The sequence below is a fragment of the Ensifer sp. NM-2 genome (assembly GCF_003024455.1).
GTDB lineage: Bacteria > Pseudomonadota > Alphaproteobacteria > Rhizobiales > Rhizobiaceae > Ensifer > Ensifer canadensis.
On record NZ_PVZR01000006.1, the window covers coordinates 28,678 to 48,086 of the forward strand.

Sequence of the window (19,409 nt, forward strand, 5' to 3'; positions counted from 1 at the left end):
CTATGCGCCACTTGCCGATGACAGCCTTGCCTGCTCGTCCCAGGCGGAGAGCAACGACATGATCTCGAGTGAATCGGCGAGCCGTGGTGCCGGGCGTGGCGCTTCCTTCAGTCCTGCCTTCAGGCAGTTCTCCACCAGTCGCACCTGATGGCCGAAGGCGTCATGGTCGGAAAGCACGACGATTTCTTCCGGAGCGCGGCCATATTCGCAAAGCTCCAGGCGATTTTCGCCAGCCACCGGCAGCCAGGGATTGGTGAGGAACCGCAAGGCGCCGCGCTCTCCATGGATGGAAAAGGCGAAGGACATGCCGAAGCTGTCGGTGGACTGAAGCGTGGCGAGAACGCCATTGTCGAAACGAACCAACAGGCTTGCGTCGCAGATATTGCCGTCATGCGACGAGAGATTTCCGAAGGCGCTGGTCGACCGACTGGAAAAGGCATGCTGCCCGCAGGCCGTCTGGATCACGTAATGTAAAAGCGAGGCCGGGTAGCAGCCGAGATTGAAAATCGTCCCCTTGCCCATCGGGTTCACGAACTTCCGGATATCGGCGGCGTAGAGACCGGAAACCGAGCGGATCACACCGAGCCGGCCGGACTGCAGGATTTCGCCGGCCTTGGCCATCAACGGATGGCAGAGATACATCAAGCCTTCGAGAAAGAAGATACCGCGGTCACGCACGGCCTGCGCCAGCGCCTCTGCCTCGGCCATCGTCGTGGTCAGCGACTTCTCCGACAGAACCGCCTTGCCCCTTTCCGCGGCGCGGATCACCGCCTCATGATGCATGTTGTTGGGCAGGCCGATATAGACGACATCGATATCAGGGTCATCGAGCAGCGTGTCGTAGCCGGAATAGTGCTTTGCGATGCCGTGTCGCCCGGCAAAATCCGAGAGCCGCTGCGGATCGCGCCCGGCCACCGCTCCGATGCGGGACCCGTCGCTCGCAGAGATGGCCCCGGCCATCGTGTCGGAGATGAAGCTCGTTCCAAGAATTCCCCAGCGCAGCATCTGTCAGTTCCCTCAGCGGTGCAGTTCGAGATAGGCGGATGCCACCATGGCGTCGATGTCTACGGGCACCGGCACGACGCACATCGAAGCGTCGAGCGTGTGGCCCGCCACCCGCTCCAGACAGCGGGCCTGGAGAGCAAAGCCGAGATCCATGGATTCGACCGAATTGCCAAGTGCCCTTGGTCCGGCAAGATTGGCCATGTGGCCTGCGCCGAGAATATGGATGCGCCGCCCATCGGCAAGGACGAGCGTCTCGATGCCCTCGTCGGCGTAGGTTTCCACCGCCACCACCGCGTCATCGGCGCGCATGCCGGCAACGTCGATCTCGTGCGGGAAGTGCCCGCCGTTGAGGAGGATCACGCCGTCCTTGAGGGCCGCGAGATCCGAAGCCGTCAGGATGCTCGCAGAGCCTGTGACCGTGACGATGACGTCGGCCGAGCGTATGGCGTCATCGCGTCTCGGCGTCGAGAAACCGTCGAGATGGGCCTCGAGTGTTGCAACCGGGTCGACATCTACGACGCTGACCGCGCTGTAGGCACTGCGAAAGCAGGCGGCCGTGCCTTGGCCGCAGGCGCCATAGCCGAAAACCGTCACGCGCTTGCCATTGGTCGAGCGGTTGGTGAAGCGCATGTAGCTTTCGAACAGGCTCTGGCCGACCGCATGGCGGTTCTCGGCAAACTGCTTGATGGGGCTGTCGTTGATCACCAGCACCGGCAGGCCGATGGCACCGCGCATCGGCTCCAACCGGGTCCGACCGGAGGTTGTCTCCTCCGTGCCGCCGAGCAGCTTGCGATAGGGCCGCTCGGCCACGCGGGCGAAAAGGTCGCCCCCGTTGTCGAGCAGCAGGTCGGGTTGATGACCCATAAGGGCGTCGATGAAGCCGGAATGGGCAGTCGCATCGGTCGTCTGCCCACCGATGACGGTGATGCCCTGACGTTTCAGATAATCGACCGTCGCCGGCTGGGTGCTGTTCAGGTTGCCGGTCGCCACGAGCTGCGCGCCGCCGGCCCTGAGCGTCATCAGCAGCGCTATGGTCTTTGGCTCCAGATGGATTGCCGTTCCGATCGTCAGGCCCTTGAACGGGAGGGTTGTTTCAAACTCGGCAGCAATGGCGCGCAGAAGCGCGCAGCTTTGCCCGACCCACTCGATACGGGACGGATGGCTGGAGGTGGTCATGGTGAGGGTCCTGGCTGTCTGTCGATGGTGCCGGCAAAGATAGTCCGGGCAGCCTGTCCTATGGCAGAGACATTAAACTGCGGCGGAGGGCAGTTTTCCTTCCTGGCGCCGCCCCTCTGCGAGCAGCCAATTCCGCAGGGCAGCAATCGGCTTGCGGTCCCTGTCGGCAATGCGGCAGCAGAACCGATAGCCGGTCGGCCGGCTGACAAAACCAAACGGCGCTTCGAGCGCGCCGGAGGCAAGGTCCGTTTCGATCGATGCCGCCGGCGCGATGGTGACGCCAAGCCCGCTGCGGGCGGCACTGAGGGCCAGCGTCAGATCGTCCACCTCGATCCGTTTGCGGAAGCGGACCGGAGCATTGCCGCTTTCGCGAAACCAGTCGTCCCAGAGATAGGGCACCGTGCGGGCGACCAGTGCGGTCATGTCCGCGAGATCGGGCGGCGTAAGGCCGGGGGACGGTTGCCCGACGGTGAGCACCGGGCCAAACCGGTCGTCCATGAAGGCGGTCGCGGCTATATCGGGCAGCGGTCGGTATTCACCGCCAACGATCAGGGCATCGATTTCAGGCATGTCAGTCAGCGACTGGTTGACGGCAACCGGGATGATATCGACCTCAAGGCCCGAGACGGCGCTTTGCAGCGTTGCCAGGCGCGGCATAAGCCATGCCGAGGCCATCGGCATCGGCACGCCGAGCCGCAGCCGGACGGTGCTGCCGCTCGACGAGATCTCTTCCGCCGCACGCGAGACGATGGCGAAGGCGACACCGACGGCATCGGCGAGCCGCCCTCCGGCCGGATTGAGGGTCACGCGGCCACCGTCGCGATCGAGCAGGGCAAAGCCGAAATGCTCCTCGAGGCTTGCAAGCTGCTGGCGCACGGCACCGGGCACGACGCCGAGCTCGATTGCGGCTGCGCGCAGGCTGCCGCACCGGGCCAGCGCATCGAAGGCGCGCAGGGCGTTCAGCGGCGGCAACGGACGCTGGGATTTCAGGTTCAGGTCGTCTGTCTGCATCATACGCCTCGGCCAACGGCCCTTCTCGACCTCGTGCATAGCCTATCCGGAGACCGGCTGTCGAACATTGCGTTTGGGATGAACGAGCCGTCTGCTCAGCGGGTGCGCAGACAAGAGCGCCTATCCGCTCGGCAGCGAGAAGGCGTGCGTGCTTGTCCTATGTTGTTGTCACACTGATATGCCTATTTTCCGGGCATGGCTTGCGTTCCAGCTCGCATAGGGATGCGCTCCATGCTCGCTTAGGGGCGCTGGTGGATGTAGCTTAAAAAATTGAATATTTCGAAGGTTTTTTGCGACAGCATCACTTTGAGCCAAGTCTGTACCGCCTGCTCTTTCGTCTATGGGCCGAGGAGACAAGGGAAGAAGATAATGCATGGATGTCATCGTCATGAGCGTATCGCCTAGTCGTGCCGCCGCGGATGCACCTGTGAAGAACGAGGTGCGGTTTTCCCGCGATCAGCTCACTCTCATTCTTGCCGCCTTGCCCGACCCGGCGTTCATCCTGACGCGCAGCGGCCGTTATGCGGCCCTGTTCGGTGGGGCGGATCACCGCTACTATCACGATGGCAGCAGTCTTGTCGGTCAGAGCGTTTTTGACGTCCTTGCCCATGACAAGGCGCTGTGGTTTGCGCTGGAAATCGAAAAGGCGCTCGGCTCCCGGGCATTGCACATCGTCGAATACAGCCTCGCCGGAAGCGACGTTAAGGGCCTTGAAGATGCTGGGCCCGATCATCCGATCTGGTTTGAAGGCCGGGTCCAGGCGCTCGATTTTCCTGTCGACGGCGAGGACGCCGTGGTCTGGGTTGCCAGCAATATCACCGAGAAGAACGCCATTGAGCATCAGTTGCGCCAACAAAGCGAAACCGATCCGCTGACCGGCCTCTTCAATCGCCGAAAACTGCTCGACGTGCTTGCGATCGAGTTCGATCTGGCCACGCGCACCCGCCGTCCGACATGCCTGCTGATGTTCGACGTCGACAATTTCAAGGCAGTCAATGACGAACTGGGGCATTCCGTCGGCGACGAGCTGCTGGCGACGATTGCCACCGGCTGCCGGCGGGCACTGCGGTCTGACGACGTGCTGGCACGTCTCGGCGGCGACGAGTTCGTGGTGTTGATGCCGGCGACGACGCTCGACGAGGGCGAGCCGATCGCGGACAAGCTGCGCCAGCAAATCTCGCTTGAACTGCAGAACAGGCTGGAGCTTTTCTCTACGATCAGCGGCGGTCTCACCGAAATGTCCCGAAGGGATGCGACGATCGGCGATATTTTGCGACGGGCTGACGAGGGCCTTTATCAGTCCAAGCGCAACGGTCGAAATCAGATCACGGTCGTTTGACGCCATTGCGATCGGTGTCGCGCGATGTCGGTAAACTCGCCGGGAAAATGTGTCGTCGGTATCGCCCGTGTCCGTTCCCGCTCTTTTTACGCGCGCAACCTGTCTAGAGGGACTAAGGTTCCACCGTATGACGGATGTATGGCCGCCTTGATGCCCGTCTTGGTGCGTTGACCCGTGTCGTGCCTGCGTCGATCCTGTTGTTCTGAGTAAGAGTTGGGGGCAGCGATGTGTGAGGCGTGGCAGCGTTCGTTGATCGAAGAAGACGAGCTCGTCAAAAAGGCGGCGACAACCATACCAAGGCTGTTGGATCATCCCGGCATTACGCTCGACCAGCTATCCCGGTTGCACCTGAATATTGACGAGTGCGTCGAGCGAATGGATGTGCTGATCGAGACGCTTGAGGCGAACGGCATCGACCGATCCTGGATCCAGATGGCGACAACGATCAGAAACAGCTGGGAGATGCTTGCGGAAGACGCGGCAAAGAAGGGGCTCGTCGTCAGTGGCGATACCATGCGAAAGACAATGGGGGGCTAGCCGCCAATCCGTAGACGGCAATATGGCGGGGCCTGCAGCAAGCCCGTTGCCAAACACCCCGGCACTGGCCCACGCTTCGCGGCGATGATCCTTGAGGTCTTCGCACTGATTGTCGATTGATGCGTCGTGCGAAGCCGCAGCGTCCTGTTCGAACTGGCCGGACGCCAGCGAACAACCATCGGATTTCACGCGCTGCGGCCAATAATGACCTCCCGCCGAGATCAATCGTCACATGTCGTGCTCTGCACGTGACCGGCGCGCGTCTGGCTGGATGCGCGTTTCGCTTCACGTGGCGGCGCTGCGGCCATCAAAGACCAAGCTGCTGGGGCGGCTAAATTTTCATGCTACAGGATTGCCACAAACGCCAATGGCGCAAGGCTTTGACGATGCCCTTGGTTTTTGCGATAGCCATCTCGCGTCTCTAAAACCGGCCGTCTGCAGGCCGTCCGTGGCGCCTGCCGCGCCCAACCGTAGTGGCGTGCACGATGGCGGCGATTGAGACACACCCTCGTTCTTCTCTGGGAAAGTTCGCCGCTGACCGAATTTTAAACTTGACTATTATAGACATGTTTCCAATTTTACGCCCGTTCGCGCAAAGCAGTCGCCGCGGACGAACCCGCTCCCGGCCAGGATCCTATGACGACCGAGACCCAATCCGAAACGCGCGTCGATATCTTTATTGCCCATCGTCCGGCGCTCATCGCCTATGCGATCCGCCTGCTAGGCTCGCGCGATGCTGCCGAAGATATCGTCCAGGATGCGTTTGTCCGGTTTCTGCCTTCCAGCACCCGGACGGTTTCAAAAGGCCAGCTCCTCGCCTATCTCTACCGCACGGTCAGGAACCTCTCGCTCGATGTGCTGAGGCGCCGGAAGGTGGCCGCGATCGGCCACCAGGACGATGTGCCGTTCTGGTCGGTTCCTGCCGACGTGCCGACGCCGGAACAATCGACCTTGCTGTGCGACGACGTTCGCCGGATTTCGCAGATCCTCTCGGAATTGCCTGTCGAGGCGCGGGTCGCCGTCGAGATGCACCGCTTCGGCGGCTACACGCTTGAAGAAGTGGCATCGCATCTGGGCATATCGACAGCCAGCGCCCATCGTTACGTCACGGCAGCGATGATGAAGATTGCCACGGCACTTCTGGTCAACGCGACTTAAAGTGGTCGCTCCCTGAGAAAAAAAAGCGCGTCATTCGTCTTTGTCAAAAGAGGGAATGTTCGGGTAGAAGTGCCTCGGAAGAGGCCCAGACCGGCGTAGGATATATTGACCCAGGATCAGGAAATCGCAGCCGCTACACTGGAAGAAGCCATGGACTGGTTTCTGCGGCTGAAGAGTGAGCCGAATTGTCCCGAGCTCACCGCCGACTTCCAGCGGTGGTTGCATCGCTCTGATGATCATCAGCGGGCCTGGCAATATGCGTTGAGGACCTGGCAGTTGATGGGAGAAGCGGCTCCGGCCCATGAACATCTGTGGGCAGGCGCGGCGCGCGGCAACGTCATTTCGATCACCAGGCGTCGTTGGCGCCGCCCGGTCATGAGCGCAGTCGCTGCCATTGCCGCGACCCTATTCCTCGTCCTTGCCGGCCCGTCGCTGCTGATCCGACTTCAGGCGGATCACATCACCGCCACCGGCCAGAATGCCAGAGTGACGCTGGAGGATGGAACGCTCATCGAGCTTGGCGGCGACAGTGCCATCAAGACGGAGATGACCGCCGCCGGGCGCCACGTCACGTTGCTTTCCGGTGAGGCGTTTTTCGATGTCGCGCATAATCCGGCGCGGCCCTTTACGGTGGAGGCCGGAGGCGTCACGGTTCTGGTCGTCGGTACCGCCTTCGACGTTCGGCTTGCGGGAGGGGAAACGACCGTCGAGCTGGAAAGAGGCGTCGTTCAGGTCTCGGTCGAGGACGCCAGGGAAACGTCGGACTTCAGGCTGCTTCCGGGCGAGATGGCTGTCGTGAATGCGAGCGACGGCGCGGTTACCCGCAACACCATCCAGCCCGATCAGGTCGCCGCCTGGCGCAGCGGCCGGATCTTCGTCAAGGATGCGTCCATCAGTGCGGTCGCCGAGCAGCTTCAACGTTACCACTCGGCGTGGATAGCGGTGCCGGACCGAAAGCTCGCGGGTCTTAAGGTCACCGGTCTGTATGATCTTCATGATCCGGACGGTGCGCTGAAGGCGCTGGTCGAACCCTATGGCGGCCGCGTCCGCACCTTTTCGACCTATGGTCGCGTCCTGACGCAATACTGAAAATCCTGACAATAAAATTCAATTTTTCTGAGAAAAGAAACTGAGGTCCTCGTCTTTGTTGAAAAGCGCTCGGCAACGGAGCGCAATTCAAGGAGATGAGACTACGATGTGCATATCGCAAGGCCGCAAGGGATCCCGTCGTTTGAATTGGGGCGACGACGGCGGGCGTCCGATGGGACGGCTGATGGCAACGACGGCAATGGCGATTTGCCTGGCCTCGTCGCTGAACTGGCCGAGCCCTGCATTTGCGCAGGATGCACTGGCACAAGTGAGTGCCGCTCGCAACTTCAACGTGCCGGCACAACCGCTTGCCGACGCGCTCAACGTCTTTGGCCGGCAATCGGGCCTGCAGGTGACGCTTGCCGCTTCGGTGTCCCGTGGCGTCCTGTCCAAGGCGGTCGTCGGTTCCTACGCGCCGGAGGAGGCGCTTGCACGGCTGCTTTCCGGCACGGGCATCGAGTATCGCATCTCCGGCGGGCGAACGGCCGTGATCGGGACAGGGGCGGCCGGTGGCGGCGCGGCAGTGGCGCCGGCCGACGGCTCTACGGCGCTTGATCCGATTTCGGTATTCGGGGACGCCACCGGCGTCGGTGAAATCGTCATCAGCCAGAAGGAGCTCGAACTTCTCAACCCGGCGAATATCGCCGACGTCTTCCGCGGCGAGCCAGGGATCGAGGTTGGTAGCTCGCTGCCGATGTCGCAGAAGGTCTATGTTCACGGCATCGAGGAAAACAATCTCGCCGTTACCATGGATGGCGGCCGCCAGAACAACAAGGTCTTCCATCACAACGCAACCAACCTCATCGATCCGAGCCTGCTGAAGGCCGTGCGCGTCGATGCCGGCATCGCGCCTGCGGATGTAGGACCAGGCGCGCTCGGCGGCGCCATTGCCTATGAAACGAAGGATGCCCGCGACCTGCTCGACGGCGACGGCTATGGCGGCTTCGTCAGCTCCAACTACAACTTCAACAGCAAAACCTTCCAGACCGGAATCTCCGCCTACGGCATGCAGGAAGGGCTCGAATTTCTCGGCTACTTCAATTTTGCCAAGGGGGACGAGTTCAAATCCGGCAACGGCAGCATCGTCGAGGGAACGCGCACCGATCTCCTGAGCGGGCTCGGCAAGGTGGCATACGAGTTCGAGAGTGGTGATCGTTTCGAGATCAGCCATGAACGCGTCTACGACGACGCCCCGCGCCCGTTCCGCGCCAATACCGGCTTCATCTCGGGCCGCCCGCCGTGGGAACCGCGCGTGCGCGACTATACGCTCGACCGGCAGAACACGGTCTTCTCCTATACCGACAGCACGCCTGAGGATTGGTGGGATCCAACCGTGGTGTTGGCCCACAGCTCGACGCGGCTAGAGATCCCGATCTTTCCTCGCCCGGTGCCGCCAAGCACGATATCGGTCCCCTATCCCGGCGCCGGCGAAACCGGCAGCTTCAACGGCAAGTTCGAAAACAAGTTCAGCTTCGATCTCGGCAGCATCACCGCCGGCGTCGATTTCTACAACGACAAGGCTGAACTCGAAGATCGCTTCGATGCCTCGACCGAGCGCGCGCGAAATGTCGGCATCTATGCGCAGGCGCGGCTCGAACCCTGGGAACGCACCCGGCTTTCCTTCGGTGCGCGCGGCGACCAGCAATGGTTCACCGGCACCACAAATGAGAAGTGGGACAATGCCGGTTTCAGCGGCAACGTCTCCGGCGAATATGATCTGATCGAGGACCTGCTGACGGCCAAAGCCGGCTACTCCCACGTCTGGGCCGGCGTCCCGCTTGCCGAAAACTTCATCATGAACCCGAACTGGAACTATGGAACCGGCCCGGAGCCAATAACGGCCGACAATTATGCCTTCGGCCTTGTCGCCAAGCATGACGGTTTCACCGTGGAAGGCAGCCTCTTCCACACAGATATCGACGACGCACGCACAGCCAAATACGCGGTCGCAAGGGCCATCGAGAATCATGATGTGCGCTCGAAGGGCTTCGAGCTCGGTGCCGGATACGACTGGGGCGACGGTTACTTCAAGGTCAAATACGCCAATATCGATGTCTCGATCGACGGCAAGCCGGCCGACTCCGACACCGGTATCTATCTGGCGGCCCCGGCCGGTCAGTTCATCACGCTCCTGGCCGCGCACAGCTTCATCGATTGGGGTGTCACCATCGGCGGCGATGTCGAGATCGCACTCGACAATGACGATGTTGCCGCCGGCACCCCGCCTCTTGAGGGCTACAAGGTGTTCAACACCTTCGTCGAGTATCAGCCGCCGAGCCACAGCAATCTGACCCTGCGCGCCGAGATCAACAACATCTTCGACGAGACCTACTCAGAGCGCGCCACCTACGGTCAGGAATTCGGCACCGTCACGCCACTCTATGAACCCGGCCGCTCCTTCATCCTGAGTGCCAAGGCGACATTCTGAGACGACATCGAAGGAAGAGGCATCATCGATGCCTCTTCCACCTTGCCGGCGAGTTGCCCACCGCATGTTTCCTCAAATCGTATTCGATTTAAGGATAAAAACATGCAGCCATTCAAAGTGCTACAGCGACCTTTGCGCGTCTAATAAGACGCGCTGCGCTGTAGCCAGATGCCTATAGTTTTCGTGCTGAAATCTTGCTGTTACATTACAATTTACTGAAATCGATGCTCATTTCCGCCCAGGCATGCTCGAACTTCGATCTCGCGATCAGCCAGGGAGGCATCGCTCTGGAAGCCGTCAGCCGCGCCAACAACCGACCCTCGGCATTCTCTACCGCGACGATGACGCCATGATAGTCATCCTCCTCAGCAATTTCGTCCGCCACCAGGCGGCCGTGTTCGACGGCCTGGCTATCGTTGGCAAGCAGGGTGCCGACTTTGTCGCGGCTGGTAACGCCTGCCAGGTGGATGTGAAAAAGATAGCGTTGCATGATCTTGCTCAAACCATACGGCGATTGACGACAAACACTCGCGCCGCTGCGGGTATGGTTGTAGTAACACGCCTCTTATCTGTTTGCGCGTGACCGACGCGTGACACGCCTTTGCGTGCAATTCGATCTCTGGCCGACGGGCAATCGCAGAGTGGTGATCGCCAGGGGAAAGCGGGCTACTGTCGAATGCGGAAACGCCCTGCGAACGGTTTGGTACGGCACATCGTCGAGGACGAAACTTCGATTTTTCTCAGGTAGAAACCTGGTTGAGGAACACCAACTGCAGAGGGCGGGCAAGCAGGTCATCCGCCGTCGCTGCGAATGCCAGGAAGTGCGGCGTCTGAAAGTGCGCGTCGAGGGCGGCCCCGTCTGTGAACGCTTCTCGCATGTAGAACGTGCCCGGCTCTTCCTGCATTTCGAACAGGACGTAGTCGAGGCAGCCGGGCTCGTTGCGGGTCGGCTCGATCAGGGCGAGCAGCCCGTCACGCAATGCGTCGCGTTTGCCGGGTTCTGCGGTCAGTATTGCCAAGGAAATCACCTTCTCGGCGGAATGTGTCATCATTGCAATCCTTGTGGATAGGGACGCCTGGCGGCGCGAGAGGCTCGGTTGGCGGGATGGCGTCGGGTCTGGAGCAGGCGGCAAGTACGGTCATCGAGGCAGCCTCCTCCCCATGACCTCTTTTGATCTTTTTGCGCACACACGCCGGCCGTGGCCGCCCCGATGGGGCGGCTTCGCAGCAGGCATCATGCTTTTGCGAAAGAGGAAGGCGGCGCTTCGCCCGCTCGTCTAAAAACCGGAGAGCACAATCTTGCCCTTGGCCCTACCGGACTCGATTACCGCGTGCGCGCGCTTCAGGTTGGCCGCATTGATCGTCCCGAAATGCTCGTTGAGCGTGGACTTGATCTTGCCTGCGTCGACCAGATCCGACACTCTGTTCAAGAGGACATTCTGTTTCTCGATATCGGCGGTCGCAAACAGCGAGCGTGTGAACATCAGCTCCCAATGCAGCGAGATGCTTTTGCGCTTGAGTGGAAGCGCGTCGAGTTGCTTGGGGTCGTCGATCAGGCCGAAACGTCCCTGGGGCGCGATCAGTTCGACGATCTGATCAAGGTGATCGCCGGTATTGGTCGTCGAGAACACGAAGCCCGGCTGGCCAAGCCCGAGGGCTTCGATTTGTGCAGCAAGCGGCTGCCGGTGATCGACAACGTGATGGGCGCCGAGCGATTTTACCCATTCTACCGTTTCGGGGCGAGACGCAGTGGCGATGACAGTGAGGTCCGTCAGCGCTCGTGCGATCTGTATCGCGATCGAGCCGACGCCACCGGCGCCGCCGATGATGACGATCGCATTTGCAGCGCCTGCGACCGGGCGGGTGACGTCAAGACGATCGAACAGCATTTCCCATGCGGTGATCGAAGTCAGCGGCAGGGCGGCGGCGGCAGAAAAATCCACCGACCTCGGCTTTCTGCCGACGATACGCTCGTCGACCAGATGAAATTCGGCGTTGGTGCCGGAGCGGTTGATGGCGCCTGCATAGAAGACTTCGTCGCCCGGCTTGAAGAAGGACGCATACGGCCCGACGGCGCTGACCACACCCGCGGCATCCCAGCCGAGCACCTTCCACTGTCCGGGTTCGGGCTTCACTCCGCGGCGGATCTTCGTGTCGACCGGATTGACCGAGATCGCCTTGACTTCGACGAGGATGTCCCGGCCCTCGGGTTCCGGGCGCTGCAGGTCGATATCGACCAGCGACGTTTCGGCTTCGATCGGTTGGGGGATTTGGTAGGCTACGGCTCGCATTGAATGCTCCATCGGTTGAACGTGGCCAAGATGCGCACTATGCTGCAAGATCGCAAGAACGCACATAAAAAGCCCATAGTGTCGAAAAGGATACCATTGGATGGGACGCACACGCCACGATCGTTTCGACTGCAGTCCGGGATGTGCCGTCGAAGCGACGCTCAGCCTGATCGACGGCAAGTGGAAGGGGGTCGTTCTCTACCACCTGATGTCGGGCACCATGCGCTTCAACGAAATCCGCCGGAAGCTGCCGAACGTTACCCAGCGCATGCTGACGAACCAGTTGCGCGAGCTGGAGGCCGACGGCCTGATCACGCGCAAGGTGTTCGCCCAGGTTCCGCCCAGGGTCGACTATGATCTCTCGGAACGTGGCCGCACGCTGGAGCCCGTCATCCTTGCGCTCAAGACCTGGGGGGACGCCAACATGCCGTCGACCGGGAGTGTTGCGGCCTGATTGCCGCAACGGGAGGGCCATACTCACAGGTTTCCACGGTGTCCCACGCCACGACCCTATGCAGTGACAAGCACCCACATCATGCCGGCGAGCGCCGAGGCCAGCAATGTCGCGATCACCGAGGTGTTGAAGCGGAAGATCGCCAGCGCCGCCGCAAGCGTCAGCAACAGTGACGGCAGCACTAGCGAGCTCAGGACAGGCACATCGAGCGCAAGGCTGCCGACGCTCCACGGGACGACCTGCGAAAACAACGTGTGAAGGCCGAACCAGACCGCAAGGTTGAGGATGACGCCGACGACCGCAGCAGTGATGGCCGACATGGCGCCGGTCAGCGCGACATTGCCCCTCAGCTTCTCGATGAAGGGCGCCCCGAGGAAAATCCAGAGGAAGCAGGGCACGAAGGTCACCCACGTCGTCAGCAGCGCGCCCAGCGTCGCTGCCGTCATCGGAGAAAGCGTGCCGGGGTCGCGATAGGCGCCCATGAAGCCGACGAACTGGACGACCATGATCAGGGGGCCAGGCGTTGTTTCCGCCATGCCGAGACCATCGAGCATCTCGCCTGGTTTGAGCCAGCCGTAATATTGCACGGCCTCCTGCGCGACATAGGCGAGCACAGCATAGGCACCCCCGAAGGTGACGACCGCCATCTTGCTGAAGAACCATCCGATTTCGGTGAAGACACTGTCCGGCCCGACGAGCGCAAACAGCAGCGCCAGTGGCGCGAGCCATAGGGCGAGAAACACCGCGGACACCTTCATCGACCAGGCGAGGTTGGGGCGGGCGTGGATCGGTGTTTGTTCACCCAGGGCCGAATCCTCGTCCTTGAGGATCGGCCCGGTTGTTTTGCCGTGGCCTCCGCCGATGCGAAAGAGCGGCGAGCCCAGGCGTCCGCCGATGTAGCCGGCAATGCCGGCCGTCAGGATGATCAGCGGGAATGGGACGCGGAAGAAGAAGATCGCGACAAAGGCTATCGCCGCGATACCGATCATCAGCCTGTTTTTCAGCGCCCGGCTGCCGATGCGGAAAACCGCCTGGACGACGACGGCAAGCACGGCCGCCTTCAACCCGAAGAACAGTCCTTCGATCACGCTGACATTGCCAAAGGCGGCATAGACGTAGCTCAAGGCCAGGATGGCAAGGAAGCCCGGAAGCACGAACAATATGCCGGCGATGAGGCCCCCGACGGTGCGATGCATCAGCCAGCCGATGTAGATTGCCAGCTGCTGCGCCTCCGGACCGGGCAACAACATGCAGTAATTGAGCGCATGCAGGAAACGGTGCTCGCCGATCCAGCGTTTCTCGTCGACGAGGATGCGATGCATCACCGCGATCTGGCCCGCCGGGCCGCCGAAGCTCAGGGCCGCGATCCGAACCCAGACCCAGAACGCTTCCGCAAGCGAGATGCCGTGGCCATGGGGCGCCGACGCCTTGCTGGCGTCGGCGGTGTGAACGACATCGGTCATTTCATGCACCCTTTTTCGGCGTGGGCCAGTTGTGCGTTTCACCGGTCGCATCGCGGCACCAGCGGTAGAAGGCATCGTAGAGCAGCATGCCTGCCTGCAACTGCTCATGATCGTCTGCATACATGCGGGAGAGCCCGAGCGAAACCGCAAGCAGGCCGGCGGCCTCTGGGGCGAGATCGAGGCGCGAGGTGTCTGCGCCCCGCACGATGGTTGCCAGCTGCAACATCGGCTCCGTTGCCAATCCGAATTCTTCGACCATCACGTCGAAGGTGCAGAGGTCGCCCCGATGACTCCAACGGATCGGGGCGTCGATGTCAAAGGGCGTGGCGTCGAAGCGGTCCGCGACGGCTTCGACTTCGGCGGGTGCCACGAACAGGAAGACGGCGTTTGGATCGACGAAGCGCCGAATAAGCCAGGGGCAGGCGATGCGGTCGATCTTCGGGCGTGCGCGCGTGACCCAGAGCGTGTGTCCGTTCGTCTGACGTTTCGGCACGGCAGAGACGGGCACGGACGGATAGCCGGTTTCGACCCAGGCCTCAAAGCCGCCTTCCAGGACATCGGCCGGAATTCCCGCGTGCCGCAGCCAGGCGGCGACCCCGTGGCTCAGCTTCTTGCCGCGCTGGCAGATGATGACGGCGGATCGTCCCGCGAAGTCGTTGCCCCAGTTCTCAACGAGCCGGTAGTCGCGCCGGAGCGATCCGGGGATCAAGCGCGGATCGGCATCGAAATCCTCGCCGATCCTGACATCGATCAGCGCGGGACATTTGGGAGTACCAATGAGGCGGGCAAGTTTGTCCGGGGAAATTTCAAGAGGTGACGGCATAACGCGTCCTCCGTCTGAGCGGTTGAATGGACGCGATACTTCGGCTGTCGCCTCGTGGGGTGATCGCGACCCCATGGTGATATTTTTCCGCTGTTTCGCGCAGGCTGTCAAGCAGTTGTACGGTGCACCGGGGGGGATTGACGACCGCCGTGTCATCCGGCCGCGTGCAGGCGCCTTTATCTCAGCCTGTTGCTGAACCGGCCCTCCCTCTAGGGACTGCCTTGCTCGATTGTGGCCGGGCGCGCTTGTTCGTCGTCCTCCGCGGAAACATGCTTGGCCTCGGTATCGCTCGTCGTTGCCGGTGCGTGCACCCCGCCTGTGGTCGAAAGACCGGCAAGCCGATGGCCGCGCTCGCGCAACGATTGAAACACGACATAGAGGGCAGGGATGATGAAGATCCCGATCAGCGAGGCCGCAAGCATGCCACCCGCGACCCCCGTGCCGACGGCCCGCCGGCTCAGCATGCCTGCCCCTTGCGCCGTGACCAGAGGGACGAGGCCGACGATGAAGGCGAAGCTCGTCATCATCACCGCGCGGAAGCGGGCGCGTGCGCCTTCGACCGCGGCCTCGACGATGCCAGCACCCTTCTCGCGATGGAATTTGGCGAATTCGACGATCAGGATCGCGTTCTTGGAGGCGAGTGCGATCAGCACGACGAGGCCGATCTGGGCGTAGATGTCGAACGACAAGCCCGCCACGAGAACCGAGACCAGGGCGCCCGCGACGCCGACGGCCACCGACAGCAACACAGGGACCGGGATCGTCCAGCTTTCGTAGAGCGCGACGAGGAACAGATAGGCAAACAGCACCGCAAGCGCGAGGATAGCCGTCGTCTGTCCCGCCGCTTCAAGCTCCTGCAAGGCTGTGCCGGTCCACTCGTAGCTGTAGCCCGCTGGCAGGGTCGTTGCCGACAGGGCTTCCATCGCGGCGAGCGCCTCGCCAGACGATACGCCAGGGGCGGGCTGCCCATTGAGCGTGATCGAGCGATAGTTGTTGTACCGCACGATCGACTGCGGGCCGATGACGTATTCGACGCGCGCGACCGAGGCGACCGGGACCATGCCACCGGACGCGTTGCGGACGTGCAGACGCGAGATGTCGTCGACCGAACTGCGGTCGGCTTCGGCCGCCTGCAGATTGACCTTCCAGCTTCGTCCGAAGAGGTTGAAGTCGTTGACGTAATAGGACCCGAGCGTTCCCTGCAGGGTGTTGAAAAGGTCGCTCACGGATACGCCGAGCGCCTGCAGGCGATCCCGATCGAGATCGAGATAGAGCTGCGGCGAGCTTGCGGAATAGGTGGTGAAGGTGGGGCCAAGCAGCGGATTTTGATTGGCGGCGACGATCAGGCCGCCGGCGGTTGCAGCGAGCTCTGCGGGCGGGCGGCCCTGCAGGTCGAGCAGCTGGTATTCGAAGCCCGACCCCGTGCCGAGGCCCATGATCGGCGGCAGGTTGAACGCGAAGATCTGCGCGCCGCGGACGGCCGTGCCCTTGGCCATGGTCGTTGCGATCGCCGCATCGACGGAACTGGCCGCGCTGGTCCGCTCGGCGAACGGCTTCATCGTGACGATGGCAAAGGCGCTGTTCGATTTGGCCAGGCCATCGAGGAAGCTGTAGCCGGTAACCGTAATGACGTCGGCGACACCATCGATGCCGCCGAGCATCTTTTCGACGTCGCGCACAACCGCATCCGTGCGGTTGTAGGACGCGCCCTCCGGCAGCCGTATTTCGGTGAAGTAGGCGCCCTGGTCTTCGCTTGGCAGAAAGCCGGTCGGCACGACACGGAAAAGCCAGCCGCTGGCGCCGATTGCGACGGCCAGGAGCAGGATGCCGAGGATCGCCCGACGGGCGATATGCCCGGCGACAAGGACATAGCCATCGCGGCCGTTATCGATCCGCCGCGAGAGCCAGCCGAGGACGCCGCGCTTCGGCCCGTGATGCGGCTTGAGCAGGATGGAGCAGAGTGCAGGGCTCAAGGTCAGCGCATTGATGGCGGAGATCACCATCGACACGGATACGGCCACGGCAAACTGCTGGAACAGTTGCCCGCTCAATCCCGGAATGAATGCGACGGGAACGAATACCGACAGCAAGACGAGCGTAATGGCAACGATCGCTCCGGTGATCTCGCCCATGGCGAGACGCGCCGCCTCGGGCGCCTGCATGCCTGGGTTCTCCTCCATCACGCGCTCGATGTTCTCGACCACCACGATCGCGTCGTCGACGACGATGCCGATCGCCAGAACCATCGCCAACAGCGACACCGTGTTGAGCGAAAAGCCCATGGCAAGGATGATCGCGAAGGTGCCGATCAGCGCGACGGGCACGGCGACGAGCGGGATCAATGTCGCCCTGACATTGCCGAGGAACAGGAAGACGACAATGATGACGAGTACGAACGCTTCCAGCAGCGTATGCACAACATTCTCGACGCTCGCCTCGACGAACTGGGTCGTGTCGTAGGAGACGGAATAGGTCAGTCCCTCAGGAAACGACTGGGAAAGGCGCTCCATCGCCTGTTTGACGCCTTCGGCGGCCGCAAGCGCATTGGCTCCCGGTGCCTGGTAGGTGCCGATCATCGCAACCGGCTTGCCGTTGAAGCGGGCGCTCGAGTCGGAGCTCGCGGCACCCAGTTCGACTTTGGCAATATCGCGGATGCGCACGAAGGACCCGTCCGGCTCGGCCCTCAGGACCACGTTCTCGAACTGGGCGGGGTCGGTCAGACGTCCCTGGGTCTGCAGGTTGAGCTGAAACAGCGGATCGTCGGTCATCGGCTGCGCGCCGATCCGGCCGATTGCCGCCTGGACGTTCTGCGCCTTCAGCGCGTTGATCACATCGGTCGGCGTCAGACTGAGATTGGTCAGGCGGTCGATGTCCAGCACGATGCGCATGGCATAGTCTTTGGCGCCGAACAGCGAGGCATCCCCGACGCCCGGAACCCGCTTGACCGTGTCCATCAGGTTGATCGTGGCGTAGTTGGACAGAAACAGCGAATCGAAACTGTCGTCCTTGCCGTAGATGGTGATCACCTGCATCAGGGCAGATGATTTCTTGCGCACGCTGACGCCGGTCTGCTTGACCTCCGCCGGTAGCCCGGCCTCGGCAAGCGACACGCGGTTCTGCACGTTGACGGTGGCGATATCGGGGTCCGTGCCGACGGCAAATGTGACGGTGAGCGTGTAGGAACCGTCAGCGCCGCTCGTCGACTTCATGTAGAGCATGTCGTCGACGCCGACGATCTTGCTCTCGATCGGTTGGGCGACGGTGGTTTCGACCACCTCGGCGCCGGCGCCGGGGTAGCTTGCGGTGACGCTCACCTGTGGCGGCACGATGTCGGGAAACTGCGCGATCGGCAGCCGGGTGAGCGCGATCAGGCCCGCCAGCGTGAGGACGATCGAGATGACGGCAGCAAAACGCGGGCGATCGATGAAGATTTCGGAGATCATGCTCAGCCACCCGTCGCCGCTGCCGCGTCAACGACGATGCCCGGTCTGACCTTGCCGACACCTTCGGTGATGACGTTTTCGCCTTCTTTGAGCCCCTTGCTCACCACGGAGAGGCCGCGAGCGGAGCGGGAAACGTCGATGCGGCGCAGCTCGACCTTGGAGGCAGCATCGACCACCATGACGAAGGCGCCCTGCTGGTCGCGCTGGACCGCCTGCTCAGGCACCGCCAGAACGTCCTGCTTGTCGGACTGCTCAAGGATAACGCGCACGAGGGTGCCGTCGAGCAGCAGGGAGTTCGGGTTGTCGAACTGCGCGCGCACTGTCACGGTGTCGGTTCCTTGCGCGACGTTGCTGGCGATGAAGTCGATGGTGCCTTTCAGCGGATATTCGGTACCGTTGGGCAAGGTCAGCGCGACATTGGCGCCGCCGGGCATCTCGCCCTTCTGCACCCGCTCCCGGTAGGTCAGGAGCAGCGAGGTGGACACCGGAAAGACGACATAGATCGGATCGAGCCGCGTCAACGTGACAAGCGGCCCGGTATCCGGGCCGACCAGTGCGCCGACATCGGCGGTCGTCAGGCCCAGCACGCCGTCGAAGGGGGCGGTAATCCTGGTATAGGAGAGGTTGAGGTCGGCGCTCTGCTTGCTGCCCTTGAGCCGTACGAGTTCCGCCTCCGCCTTCTTGACTTCGGCGTTAGCGGTATCGACCTTGGCCTGGGAGATCGTATTGCTTGTGATCAGCTGCTTGGCACGGTCTCGTTCGAGCACGGCAAGATCGCGCTGGGCCTCGGCCGCCTGGATCGAACCCTCTATTTCCTGTACCGCCGCCCGATAGGCGCCGTCCTCGACCTGATAGAGCATGGTCCCGGCCGTTACCGTCTGCCCTTCCTTGAAATCGACCGCCTCCAGGAAACCGGCGACGCGTGCGCGGATGTCGACCTTCTGGGTCGCAACGACGCGGCCCGTCAGATCGACGCTTTCACGCAGGTCGACGATCCTGGCGGGCGCCACGACCACGGCCGGCGCCTGCTGCGCGTGAGCGGGCGACAAACTGAATGTGATTGCCAGAAGGAAGGAAAAGACAGAGAAGGCGACTTTCGGCACGGTCATGCCAGGTCCTTTCAGCAACAAGGCCAGGTTCAGTCCCACGTGGTCTGCTCAACCGCACACTAGTCAGGAAAGCTCTTCCTTTG

16 protein-coding genes are annotated in these 19,409 nt (G+C 62.1%); 6 read left to right on the forward strand and 10 right to left on the reverse strand.

Features of this window, described 5'->3' with window-relative positions; genetic code table 11:
- From C6558_RS13925 to C6558_RS13935, 3 genes are all read right to left on the reverse strand, one after another.
- The gene (locus C6558_RS13925; RefSeq protein ID WP_057222793.1) at positions 1-1,005 is read right to left on the reverse strand and encodes a Gfo/Idh/MocA family protein; all 1,005 of its coding nucleotides are present in this window, start codon (positions 1,003-1,005) and stop codon (positions 1-3) included.
- A gap of 12 nt (positions 1,006-1,017) precedes the next feature.
- Complete coding sequence (locus C6558_RS13930) at positions 1,018-2,181, reverse strand: adenosylhomocysteinase (protein WP_057222794.1); 1,164 nt, start codon at positions 2,179-2,181, stop codon at positions 1,018-1,020.
- A gap of 72 nt (positions 2,182-2,253) precedes the next feature.
- Complete coding sequence (locus tag C6558_RS13935; RefSeq protein ID WP_244497405.1) at positions 2,254-3,192, reverse strand: LysR substrate-binding domain-containing protein; 939 nt, start codon at positions 3,190-3,192, stop codon at positions 2,254-2,256.
- A gap of 373 nt (positions 3,193-3,565) precedes the next feature.
- Here C6558_RS13935 and C6558_RS13940 point away from each other — a divergent pair, with 373 nt between their 5' ends.
- From C6558_RS13940 to C6558_RS13960, 5 genes are all read left to right on the forward strand, one after another.
- Entirely contained in the window at positions 3,566-4,531 is a 966-nt protein-coding gene (locus C6558_RS13940) for a GGDEF domain-containing protein (RefSeq protein ID WP_244497406.1), read from the forward strand.
- Positions 4,532-4,756: 225 nt separating this feature from the next.
- Complete coding sequence (locus tag C6558_RS13945; RefSeq protein ID WP_025429399.1) at positions 4,757-5,068, forward strand: hypothetical protein; 312 nt, start codon at positions 4,757-4,759, stop codon at positions 5,066-5,068.
- 636 nt (positions 5,069-5,704) lie between these two features.
- Complete coding sequence (locus C6558_RS13950) at positions 5,705-6,226, forward strand: RNA polymerase sigma factor (RefSeq protein ID WP_107027410.1); 522 nt, start codon at positions 5,705-5,707, stop codon at positions 6,224-6,226.
- A gap of 150 nt (positions 6,227-6,376) precedes the next feature.
- Entirely contained in the window at positions 6,377-7,315 is a 939-nt protein-coding gene (locus C6558_RS13955) for a FecR family protein (protein WP_107027411.1), read from the forward strand.
- A gap of 184 nt (positions 7,316-7,499) precedes the next feature.
- Complete coding sequence (locus tag C6558_RS13960) at positions 7,500-9,743, forward strand: TonB-dependent receptor (protein WP_245449174.1); 2,244 nt, start codon at positions 7,500-7,502, stop codon at positions 9,741-9,743.
- 205 nt (positions 9,744-9,948) lie between these two features.
- Here C6558_RS13960 and C6558_RS13965 read toward each other — a convergent pair whose 3' ends face one another.
- The 3 genes from C6558_RS13965 to C6558_RS13975 all read right to left on the reverse strand — a co-directional run bounded on the left by C6558_RS13965 (position 9,949) and on the right by C6558_RS13975 (position 12,034).
- The gene (locus tag C6558_RS13965; RefSeq protein WP_025429395.1) at positions 9,949-10,233 is read right to left on the reverse strand and encodes a hypothetical protein; all 285 of its coding nucleotides are present in this window, start codon (positions 10,231-10,233) and stop codon (positions 9,949-9,951) included.
- A gap of 250 nt (positions 10,234-10,483) precedes the next feature.
- Entirely contained in the window at positions 10,484-10,792 is a 309-nt protein-coding gene (locus tag C6558_RS13970; protein ID WP_025429394.1) for a putative quinol monooxygenase, read from the reverse strand.
- Between the two features lie 228 nt (positions 10,793-11,020).
- A complete protein-coding gene (locus tag C6558_RS13975) occupies positions 11,021-12,034 on the reverse strand; it encodes a zinc-binding alcohol dehydrogenase family protein (protein ID WP_107027412.1) in 1,014 nt (337 codons plus the stop codon).
- Between the two features lie 100 nt (positions 12,035-12,134).
- Between C6558_RS13975 and C6558_RS13980 the strand changes: the two genes are divergently transcribed.
- Complete coding sequence (locus C6558_RS13980) at positions 12,135-12,488, forward strand: helix-turn-helix domain-containing protein (protein WP_025429392.1); 354 nt, start codon at positions 12,135-12,137, stop codon at positions 12,486-12,488.
- 56 nt (positions 12,489-12,544) lie between these two features.
- Here the strand turns inward: C6558_RS13980 and chrA are convergent, their stop codons facing one another.
- The 4 genes from chrA to C6558_RS14000 all read right to left on the reverse strand — a co-directional run bounded on the left by chrA (position 12,545) and on the right by C6558_RS14000 (position 19,326).
- On the reverse strand, positions 12,545-13,951 hold the full coding sequence (gene chrA / locus C6558_RS13985) for a chromate efflux transporter (protein WP_025429391.1): 1,407 nt from the start codon (positions 13,949-13,951) through the stop codon (positions 12,545-12,547).
- Position 13,952: 1 nt separating this feature from the next.
- Positions 13,953-14,774 (reverse strand): sulfurtransferase/chromate resistance protein, encoded by an 822-nt coding sequence (locus C6558_RS13990; protein ID WP_107027413.1) that lies wholly within the window; start codon positions 14,772-14,774, stop codon positions 13,953-13,955.
- A gap of 209 nt (positions 14,775-14,983) precedes the next feature.
- Positions 14,984-18,217: an efflux RND transporter permease subunit gene (locus tag C6558_RS13995; RefSeq protein WP_025429389.1), complete on the reverse strand. Its 3,234-nt coding sequence runs from the start codon at positions 18,215-18,217 to the stop codon at positions 14,984-14,986.
- 2 nt (positions 18,218-18,219) lie between these two features.
- Complete coding sequence (locus tag C6558_RS14000; protein WP_025429388.1) at positions 18,220-19,326, reverse strand: efflux RND transporter periplasmic adaptor subunit; 1,107 nt, start codon at positions 19,324-19,326, stop codon at positions 18,220-18,222.
- Between the last annotated feature and the right edge of the window lie 83 nt (positions 19,327-19,409).

What these genes read in the sequence shown, in the direction of transcription:
- C6558_RS13990 (WP_107027413.1), bottom strand. Translation starts at nt 14,774, where the DNA reads ATGCCGTCACCTCTTGAAATTTCCCCGGACAAACTTGCCCGCCTCATT.
- C6558_RS13995 (WP_025429389.1), bottom strand. Translation starts at nt 18,217, where the DNA reads ATGATCTCCGAAATCTTCATCGATCGCCCGCGTTTTGCTGCCGTCATC.
- C6558_RS13935 (WP_244497405.1), bottom strand. Translation starts at nt 3,192, where the DNA reads ATGCAGACAGACGACCTGAACCTGAAATCCCAGCGTCCGTTGCCGCCG.
- C6558_RS13970 (WP_025429394.1), bottom strand. Translation starts at nt 10,792, where the DNA reads ATGACACATTCCGCCGAGAAGGTGATTTCCTTGGCAATACTGACCGCA.
- C6558_RS13960 (WP_245449174.1), top strand. Translation starts at nt 7,500, where the DNA reads ATGGCAACGACGGCAATGGCGATTTGCCTGGCCTCGTCGCTGAACTGG.
- C6558_RS13965 (WP_025429395.1), bottom strand. Translation starts at nt 10,233, where the DNA reads ATGCAACGCTATCTTTTTCACATCCACCTGGCAGGCGTTACCAGCCGC.
- C6558_RS13925 (WP_057222793.1), bottom strand. Translation starts at nt 1,005, where the DNA reads ATGCTGCGCTGGGGAATTCTTGGAACGAGCTTCATCTCCGACACGATG.
- C6558_RS13955 (WP_107027411.1), top strand. Translation starts at nt 6,377, where the DNA reads ATGGACTGGTTTCTGCGGCTGAAGAGTGAGCCGAATTGTCCCGAGCTC.
- chrA (WP_025429391.1), bottom strand. Translation starts at nt 13,951, where the DNA reads ATGACCGATGTCGTTCACACCGCCGACGCCAGCAAGGCGTCGGCGCCC.
- C6558_RS13950 (WP_107027410.1), top strand. Translation starts at nt 5,705, where the DNA reads ATGACGACCGAGACCCAATCCGAAACGCGCGTCGATATCTTTATTGCC.
- C6558_RS13980 (WP_025429392.1), top strand. Translation starts at nt 12,135, where the DNA reads ATGGGACGCACACGCCACGATCGTTTCGACTGCAGTCCGGGATGTGCC.
- C6558_RS13945 (WP_025429399.1), top strand. Translation starts at nt 4,757, where the DNA reads ATGTGTGAGGCGTGGCAGCGTTCGTTGATCGAAGAAGACGAGCTCGTC.
- C6558_RS13975 (WP_107027412.1), bottom strand. Translation starts at nt 12,034, where the DNA reads ATGCGAGCCGTAGCCTACCAAATCCCCCAACCGATCGAAGCCGAAACG.
- C6558_RS13940 (WP_244497406.1), top strand. Translation starts at nt 3,566, where the DNA reads ATGGATGTCATCGTCATGAGCGTATCGCCTAGTCGTGCCGCCGCGGAT.
- C6558_RS14000 (WP_025429388.1), bottom strand. Translation starts at nt 19,326, where the DNA reads ATGACCGTGCCGAAAGTCGCCTTCTCTGTCTTTTCCTTCCTTCTGGCA.
- C6558_RS13930 (WP_057222794.1), bottom strand. Translation starts at nt 2,181, where the DNA reads ATGACCACCTCCAGCCATCCGTCCCGTATCGAGTGGGTCGGGCAAAGC.